General features: G+C 65.3%; 3 protein-coding genes. 2 read left to right on the top strand and 1 reads right to left on the bottom strand.

All coding sequences use genetic code 11. The features are described 5' to 3' along the window. Positions 1-27: 27 nt before the first annotated feature. Positions 28-921, bottom strand: a complete 894-nt coding sequence (locus EOA33_RS33210; RefSeq protein WP_127407544.1) for an SMP-30/gluconolactonase/LRE family protein — start codon at positions 919-921, stop codon at positions 28-30. Between the two features lie 187 nt (positions 922-1,108). On the opposite strand from EOA33_RS33210, the gene EOA33_RS33205 reads away from it, so the two are divergent. Beyond that, complete coding sequence (locus EOA33_RS33205; protein ID WP_126055672.1) at positions 1,109-1,807, top strand: phosphatidylserine decarboxylase; 699 nt, start codon at positions 1,109-1,111, stop codon at positions 1,805-1,807. 3 nt (positions 1,808-1,810) lie between these two features. Then, a partial coding sequence (locus tag EOA33_RS33200) for a CDP-alcohol phosphatidyltransferase family protein (protein WP_190234452.1) occupies positions 1,811-2,153 on the top strand: 343 nt, incomplete at its 3' end.

Raw genomic sequence — 2,153 nt, 5'->3', positions numbered from 1 at the left:
GGGTGTCCGGGCGGATATCGCCAACTGTCAGCGTCTGCCCGAACTGTAGGAGGGCCAGCCCGCGCCTGGCGCGGGTGAGGCGACGCTCAGCACCTGGCCGGTGCGGGCGTCGCTGATCATGTGCTCGAAGCCACGCCATTCGGCAGCCGTGATGTAGAGTGTCCTGCCGTCAGGCCCGCCGAGCATGCAGGCAAAGCAGCCGCGATCGGCTTCGACCCTGTCGAGCTTTATGCCGCCGTCGCGCACCCTGACGCAATGCCGGTTGGGCACGTCGGCGTACCAGATGCAGCCTTCGGCATCGATGCATATGCCATCGGGATAATCGTTGCCGAGATCTGCCCAGACACGGCGGTTGGTAAGGTTGCCATCGGCCGCGATATCGAAAGCGGTCAGTCGGTTGGCGTGGGATTCGGCGACGATCAGTGTCCGGTTGTCCAGCGTCACGGCCATGCCGTTGGCGAAGGCGATGTTCTCGGCCACCTGTCGCACCTCCCCGTCCTGCGTCACCAGGACGATGGTGCCCGGTCCGAAATGCTGGCCCGCCGCCGGCGCCGGCCCGCCGCCATTGACGTAGACGTTGCCGCGCCCGTCGACCACGATCTCGTTCCACGGGCTGTTCGACAGCGGCCTGAAATCGGCATGGGTGACGAGCGTTCCATCCGTTTCCTGCCGCAGCAACAAGCCTTCCCGGCCGGATATGACAAGCAATCGTCCATCCGGCAGCCAGTCGATCGAATAGGGCAGGGTGGCCGGTATTTTGAGCATGATTTCGCTGTTGCCTTCGGCATCGATGGCAATGATCTCGCCGGTTCCCCAATTGCAGACCCACAGCCGCCCCTCATGCCAGCGCGGCGACTCGCCGAAGGCGAGGCCCTCAGTGATGACCTTGGCGTCAATTGCAGACGATTTCGGCGATGGCATTTGGCGGGCTCCCTGGTCGAGTTGTCTAGCCAAGGACGAGCGGAAAGGTCGAGTTCCGACAGCATAGGCAAAAAATATGGCTGCGCGCCGTGCCGGCGTCGCACCCAACCTCTCCCAATGTTGCGTTGCGGGCAGGGGGGCTTTCCGCTATTGAGGCCGGACCTGAAACAGGGACCGTCCCAGCCCGATGAGCATCGTCGACACGATCAAGAATACGCTCGTTCCGATCCATCGCGAGGGCTATCCGTTCATCGCCGCTTTTGGCGCAGGCACGCTCTTCCTCGGCTATTTCTCTTCGATCCTGTTTTGGATCGGGCTGATCCTGACCGCCTGGTGCGTCTATTTCTTCCGTGATCCCGAGCGCGTCACGCCGGTCGACGACCGGCTGGTGGTGAGCCCGGCCGATGGCATCATCTCGGCGGTCGGGCCGGCCGTGCCGCCGCGCGAGCTTGGCCTCGGCTCTGGCGAGATGACCCGCATTTCCGTGTTCATGAACGTCTTTTCCTGCCATGTGAACCGCGCTCCGGTGCGCGGCCGCATCACGAAGATCGAGCATCGGCCCGGAAAATTCCTCAACGCCGAGCTCGACAAGGCAAGCTCGGAGAACGAGCGCAACGGGCTGGTCATCGACAGCCCCAACGGCACCGTCGCCGCCGTGCAGATCGCCGGCCTGGTGGCGCGGCGCATTGTCTGCTGGGCCGAAGCCGGCGGCTCGATCGCGATCGGCGAGCGTTTCGGGCTGATCCGCTTCGGCTCGCGTGTCGATGTCTTCCTGCCGCTGAATGCCGTGCCGCGCGTCGCCGTCGGCCAGACGGCGGTCGGCGGCGAGACCGTACTTGCCGAATTCGGCGGCGCGGCGGCGACGCCGCTGGTCAGGATTTCCTGAGCCGTGGGCGCGCCCTTCAAGAAATTCGAGGCGCACGCCAGCGGCGGCCCGCGCATCCGCGAGATCCCGATGCGCATGGTGCTGCCCAATCTCGTCACTGTGCTTGCCATCTGCGCCGGCCTCTCCGGCATCCGCTTCGGCTTCCAGGGCCGCTTCGAGCCGGCGGTGGTGATGGTGCTGCTCGCCGCCTTCCTCGACGGCATAGACGGCCGCCTGGCGCGCATGCTGAAGGCGACATCGAAATTCGGCGCGCAGATGGATTCGCTGGCCGATATCGTCAATTTCGGCGTCGCGCCGGCGCTGGTGCTCTATGCCTTCCTGCTCGACCGCGCCGGCTCGTTCGGCT

The sequence above is a fragment of the Mesorhizobium sp. M4A.F.Ca.ET.050.02.1.1 genome, from assembly GCF_003997725.1.
Classification (GTDB): domain Bacteria; phylum Pseudomonadota; class Alphaproteobacteria; order Rhizobiales; family Rhizobiaceae; genus Mesorhizobium.
The sequence above is the reverse complement of the archived record's forward strand: the minus strand, read 5'-3'. Positions and strand labels throughout refer to the sequence as shown.